The sequence below is a fragment of the Kitasatospora sp. NPDC092286 genome, from assembly GCF_044755565.1.
GTDB lineage: Bacteria > Actinomycetota > Actinomycetes > Streptomycetales > Streptomycetaceae > Kitasatospora.
The window spans coordinates 164,402-170,567 of record NZ_JBIVRD010000017.1; the positions used below are offsets into that span (position 1 = coordinate 164,402).

5 protein-coding genes are annotated in these 6,166 nt (G+C 71.3%); 4 read left to right on the top strand and 1 reads right to left on the bottom strand.

Annotation, left to right across the window (positions count from 1 at the left end; genetic code table 11):
- Nucleotides 1–7: 7 nt before the first annotated feature.
- Nucleotides 8–1,123, bottom strand: coding sequence for an ABC transporter substrate-binding protein (locus ACIQIB_RS19660; RefSeq protein ID WP_400655778.1), 1,116 nt, complete (start codon nt 1,121–1,123; stop codon nt 8–10).
- Nucleotides 1,124–1,581: 458 nt separating this feature from the next.
- Between ACIQIB_RS19660 and ACIQIB_RS19665 the strand changes: the two genes are divergently transcribed.
- The 4 genes from ACIQIB_RS19665 to ACIQIB_RS19680 all read left to right on the top strand — a co-directional run bounded on the left by ACIQIB_RS19665 (nt 1,582) and on the right by ACIQIB_RS19680 (nt 6,080).
- Nucleotides 1,582–3,039, top strand: a complete 1,458-nt coding sequence (locus ACIQIB_RS19665) for an APC family permease (RefSeq protein ID WP_400759293.1) — start codon at nt 1,582–1,584, stop codon at nt 3,037–3,039.
- Between the two features lie 175 nt (nt 3,040–3,214).
- A complete protein-coding gene (gene trpS, locus ACIQIB_RS19670; protein ID WP_400759282.1) occupies nt 3,215–4,306 on the top strand; it encodes a tryptophan--tRNA ligase in 1,092 nt (363 codons plus the stop codon).
- 110 nt (nt 4,307–4,416) lie between these two features.
- Nucleotides 4,417–5,373: an LD-carboxypeptidase gene (locus ACIQIB_RS19675; protein ID WP_400655760.1), complete on the top strand. Its 957-nt coding sequence runs from the start codon at nt 4,417–4,419 to the stop codon at nt 5,371–5,373.
- A 32-nt stretch (nt 5,374–5,405) separates the two neighbouring features.
- Nucleotides 5,406–6,080: a nucleoside/nucleotide kinase family protein gene (locus ACIQIB_RS19680; RefSeq protein WP_400759285.1), complete on the top strand. Its 675-nt coding sequence runs from the start codon at nt 5,406–5,408 to the stop codon at nt 6,078–6,080.
- The last annotated feature ends 86 nt before the right edge of the window (nt 6,081–6,166 follow it).

Sequence of the window (6,166 nt, forward strand, 5' to 3'; positions counted from 1 at the left end):
GTGGAAATCAGGCGCCGGGCGCGACGAAGCCCTTGAGGTCGGCCAGCACCGCGTTGGCCGCGGTGACGCCGAGCCCGAGGAACCACGTCTCGTCCGAGACCGGCCGCGCCTGGCCGGACTTGACCGCGCCGAGGGTCTTCCAGAGCGCGCCGCCGAGCACCGCGTCCTGGTTGGTGGAGCTGGGCGAGCCGTAGACGCCGTAGAAGATCCAGTCGGCGTCGGCCTGGTCGATCTGCTCGGGGCTGATCTCGACCGCAAGCTCCTTGACCTGCTCGATCCGGGGCTGCGGCAGCGGCACGTCGGTGAGGATGGTGCCGATGAAGGACAGCTCCGCGTACAGCCGGGTCCTGCCCGGCATGAAGCGCAGCGGCGTGATGGTGGGCCGCTTGTCGCCGAGCTCGGCACCGATCGCGGTGGCCGCGCTCCGGTACGCGTCGAGCTGCGCCCCGGCCTCCGCCTCCAGGCCGAACGGGCTCGCGTTGAGCTGGAAGTTCTGCTTCCACGGGTAGCCGGGGCGCAGCGAGAAGACGGTCGGCGCGATCTTGGAGAGCTGGGCGTACTGGTCCTGGGCGCGCAGCTGGCTGCCGAGGATCAGGTCGGGCTTGAGCGCGGCGATGGCCTCCAGGTTGAGGCTGTTGATGGTGCCGACGCCGGCCGGGTTGCCGGCCGTGTCCTTGAGGTAGGACGGCATGGTCTTGGAGCCGTCGGTGTGGACGACGCCGACCGGCTGGATACCCAGCGAGACCACGTTGTCGAGCTCACCGGTGTCCAGCACCACGACCCGGACGGGCTTGGCCGGGATGACGGTCTCGCCCATGGCGTGCTTGATGGTGCGCGGGTAGACGCCGGGCGCGGCGTCGGTGCCGAAGCCCTTCATCTTCTCGATCACGCCGGCGTAGTCGTCGCCGCCCTGCTTGACCGACTTCTGGTTCGGCGACGAGCCGGACGAGGCCTGCGTCGAGCCTCCCGGTCCGGCCGGTCCGCCGGACCCGCCGCAGGCGCTGAGCAGCCCGCCGAGACCGAGGACGGCACCGCCGGTGAGGCCCGCGGCGAGGAACCTCCGCCGGGAGGGGGTGCGGCCGGCCGGGGGCCGGTCGGCGGAGGTCCGGCTGACGAGGGTCAGGTCGGCGGGGTGGGGGGCCACGCGACGCTCCTTCGCGATCGGGGTTAGGTGAGGCAAACCTATCCCAGCTGTGCGAAAGGGGTGGAAGGGCCGCTTTCGGTCGAGGGGTAAAACGTCTCAAAGCATGACATAAGGAATAAATCAACTTGACGCCAACCCTTCGAAACAAAGGTACACCGGTTAACAAGCCGTTAATACATCGCCTATCGTTCCCGCGATGCGAAGGAATCGAAGTGAGTGGCTTAGATCACCAGGGGTTGGCCTACACAACCTTCACTGCTCCCACCTAGGGTGCGCTGGTGTTTGATCAGCAGCTCTCAGAGCACGGAAGCAGCGGACGGGCAACGGCGCCCGTCGCTCCGCAGGGTGCCCCGGTCAGTGGCACCAGTGGTGGCGTTCCCGAGCAGGGTGCGGCGGGGGCAACGGGGGACAAGGGTCTACAGGGCAACTCGGTCGGCCTGTTGGGCAGCGTGGTCCTGGGCGTCTCCACAGTCGCCCCGGTCTACTGCCTGACCGCGACACTGGGGCCGACCGTCACGGCCGTCGGCGTGCAGATGCCTGCGGTCTTCCTGGCCGGCTTCCTGCCGATGCTGCTGGTCGCGTTCGCGTACAAGGAGCTCAACAAGGACTTCCCGGACTGCGGCACGTCCTTCACCTGGACGGTCAAGGCCTTCGGCCCCCGGATCGGCTGGATGGCGGGCTGGGGCCTGACGGTCGCCACCATCATCGTGCTCTCCAACCTGGCCGGGGTGGCGACCAACTTCCTCTACCTGATGCTCGGCGAGATGACCGGCAGCAGTCGGGTGACGGAGCTGGACCAGAACAAGGCCGTCCATCTGCTCACGGTGGTCCTGCTGATCGCCGGCGCCACCGCGATGAGCTACCGGGGCATGACGGCCACCAAGTGGTTCCAGTACAGCCTGGTCGGCCTCCAACTCGCGGTGCTGCTGCTCTTCTCCGGCATCGCCATCAGCAAGGCCGTCTCCGGCGACCTGCCGCACTCGATCGGCTTCTCGGCGTCCTGGCTCAACCCGCTCCAAGTGAGCTCGTTCAGCGCCTTCACCGCCGGCCTGTCGCTCTCGATCTTCATGTACTGGGGCTGGGACACCTGCCTCACCATGAACGAGGAGACCCTCGGCAGTGCCAAGACCCCGGGCCGGGCCGCGATGATCTCCATGGTCACGCTGGTCGGCTCGTACCTGCTGGTCGCGATCGCCGCCCAGATGTTCGCGGGCGTCGGCACCACCGGCACCGGCCTGGGCAACCCTGCCACCGCCGACAACGTCTTCTCCGCGCTGGCCCGGCCGGTGCTCGGCTCGCCGTGGAGCATCCTGCTCTTCCTGGCGGTCGTCGCCAGCGCCGCCGCCAGCCTGCAGACCACCTTCATCCCGGTGGCCCGCACCCTGCTCGCGATGAGCGCCTACCGGGCCGTGCCGCCGCGCTTCGGCGCGGTCCACCCGCGCTTCCGCACCCCCGGCTACGCCACCGTGGCGGCCGGCATCGCCACCGCCGTCTTCTACGTCGGCATGAGCCTGATCAGCGAGAACGTCGTTCAGGACACCATCCTGGCCCTCGGTCTGATGATCTGCTTCTACTACGCGCTGACCGCCTTCGCCTGTGTCTGGTACTTCCGCGGCTCGCTCCGCGGCAGCCTGCGCGACCTGCTGGTCAAGGGCGTCGCCCCGCTCCTCGGCGGTGCACTGCTCAGCGCGGTCTTCGTGCAGACCCTCACCGACGCGTGGAACCCGGACTACGGCAGCGGAGCCGTCTTCGGCATCGGCTCGGTGTTCGTCATCGGCGTCGGCATCCTGCTGCTCGGCGCCGTCCTGATGACCTGGTACGGCAAGCTGCGGCCGGAGTTCTTCCGCGGCGAGACGCTGCGCAAGGACACCCCCGCGCTGATCGTGGAGGACTGACGCTATCCTCGGGAGCATGAAGAGCTTCGCGGGTCTGTGCTGGTGGCCGTCCTAGGACGGCCACCAGCACACACCTGACCAGGGCCGTCCGGGATGGACGGCCCTGCCGCGTTTCCCGCGGGACGGGCCCGCACCCCGGACGGCCACCACCACCGCCGCACCGAGGAGCCACCGCATGACCGTCACCGGTCCCGCCGCCGAACGCCCCGCCGACCCCGCCGACCGCCCTGCCGAAGGCCCCGGCACCGACCTCGCCGAGCAGGTGCACCGCGACCCGGCCGCCCACCGCGTCCTCACCGGGGACCGGCCGACCGGCCCACTCCACCTCGGCCACTACTTCGGCACCCTGCAGAACCGGGTCCGTCTCCAGCGCCTCGGCGTCGAGATGTTCGTCGTGGTCGCCGACTACCAGGTCATCACCGACCGCGACATCGCCGACCGGCTCGCCGAGCACTCCGAGAACCTCGTCCTCGACTACCTCGCCGCCGGCCTCGACCCGGACCGCGCCACGATCTTCGCCCACAGCGCCGTGCCGGCCCTCAACCAGCTGCTGCTGCCCTTCCTCAGCCTGGTCAGCGTCGCCGAACTCGGCCGCAACCCCACCGTCAAGGACGAGATCGCCCACTCCAGCCAGGCCGCCGTGAACGGCCTGATGTTCACCTATCCCGTCCACCAGGCCGCCGACATCCTCTTCTGCAAGGCGAACCTCGTCCCCGTCGGCCAGGACCAGCTGCCCCACCTCGAAGTCGCCCGCACCGTCGCCCGCCGCTTCAACGAGCGCTACCCGCACCCGGACGGCACCGGCGTCTTCCCCCGCCCCGAGGCCCTGCTCTCCGCCGCCCCGCTGCTGCTCGGCACCGACGGAGGCAAGATGAGCAAGAGCCGCGGCAACGCCGTCTCGCTCTCCGCCGACGAGGACACCACCGCCCGCCTGATCCGGGGCGCCAGGACCGACACCGAACGCCGGATCAGCTACGACCCGGCCGGCCGCCCCGAGGTCTCCAGCCTCGTCCTGCTCGCCGCGCTCTGCCAGGACCGGGCCCCGGAGCAGATCGCCGAGGAGCTCGGCGACGGCGGCGGCGCCGCGCTCAAGCGCACGGTGACCGAGTCCGTCAACGAGTACCTCCGCCCGATCCGCGCCCGCCGCACCGAGTTCGCCGCCGACCGCGGCTACATCCGGCAGGTGCTGCGCGACGGCGCCGAGCGGGCCAACGCCGTCGCCGACGCCACGCTCGCCGAGGTCAGGGCCGTGATGGGGTCAGTCTGAAGGCAGCGGGGCATACCTTCTCCGGGCCGTCCGCGGGACGGCCCGGAGACCGCCTCCGCTCCGCGCACCACCCAGCACCCCCCGCACACCTTCCCGGAAGGAACCCGGCCATGGACCAGCACCCGACCACGCCCGGCCGAGGGCTGACCCGCCCGCCGCACCTCCGCCCCGGGGACCACGTCGTCGTGGTCGCCCCCAGCAGCCCGATCGACCCGCAGCGGCTCACCGCCGGATGCGCGATCCTGCGCTCCTGGGGGCTGAGGGTCACCGTCGCCCCGCACGTCCTCGACACCCATCCCGTCCTCGGCCACCTCGCCGGTACCGATGCCGACCGGGCCGCCGACCTCCAGGCCGCCTGGCTCGACCCCACGGTCGACGCCGTCATCTGCGCCCGGGGCGGCTACGGAGTCCACCGCATGGTCGACCTGCTCGACTGGCGGGCCATGCGGGCCGTACCGCCCAAGCCGCTGGTCGGGTTCAGCGACGCCACCTCCCTGCACGAGGCCTTCGCCCAGCGGCTCGGCATCGCCACCCTGTACGGCCCGATGGGCGCGGCCGCCTCCTTCACCACCGACGGCCCCACCGCCGAACACCTGCGCCGGACCCTCTTCGAACCCACGGCCACCACCGTGCTCACCTCGTCCACCGCGACCGCCCTCGTCCCGGGCCGCGCCCGGGGCGTCACGGCGGGCGGCTGCGCCTCCGTCCTCGCCGCCGAACGCGGCACCCCCGCCGCCCGCCCGTCCTTCGCCGGCTGCGTCCTGGTCCTGGAGGACGTCAACGAGCAGCCCTACCAACTCGACCGGATCCTCACCCAGCTGCTCCGCTCCGGCGCACTCGACGGAGTCACCGGCATCGCCCTCGGCTCCTGGGACGGCTGCGGACGGCCGGAACGGGTCAAGGCCGTCATGCTCGACCGCCTCGGCCCGCTCGGGATACCCGTGCTCTGGGAGCTGGGCTTCGGCCACAGCCCGTCCACCCTGACCGTCCCGCTCGGCGTCCCGGCCCTGCTCGACGCCGACTCCGGCACCCTCACCCTGGAACTGCCCGCCCTCGACGCACGGTGAGAACGGGCGGAAACGGTGAGTAGGGTGCGCCCATGAACGAGGACAGCCTCACCACCCTCGCCCTCGGTTTCCTTCGGGGTCCGGGCAGCAGCGCTCGTACGATCCTCGGACTGGCCGGCCCGCCCGGTGCCGGCAAGTCCACCCTCGCCCGGTATCTGATCGCCGAGGTCGAACGTGTCGAGGGCCCCGGCAGCGCCGCCTACCTTCCGCTCGACGGCTTCCACCTCTCCGCCGCCCAGCTCGACCGGCTCGGCCTGAGCCACCGCAAGGGCGCGCCCGCCACCTTCGACGCCCACGGCTACGTCGCGCTGCTTCGCCGGGTCGCCGCCGAGCGCTTCCAGGACATCTACGTCCCCGACTTCGACCGGGACCTCGACGAACCGGTGGCCGCCCGCCACGTCGTCCCGCCGCACGCGCGCCTCGTCATCGCCGAGGGCAACTACCTCGCCGCCACCGAGCACCCCTGGCCCGAGGCCCGGCGGCTGCTCCGCGAGCTCTGGTACGTGGACACCGACGACGCCGTCCGCGAGCAGCGTCTGCTCGGCCGCCACCGCGCCGGTGGCCGGGACGAGGCCGTGGCCCGGCACTGGGTCACCAGCAACGACCACCCCAACGGCGAGTACGTGAAGGCCGGCCGCGCGCTCTGCACCCGGATCGTCCAAGGCGCCGATTTGCCTGTCGCCCCGGATGGGCGTAGTGTTCTCTAGTCGCTCGACAGGGAGCACCGGACACGCATCGGCGCGGACGGTCCCGGGGCGGCCAATCCACGAAACACCACTTCCCGGTTCTGCCG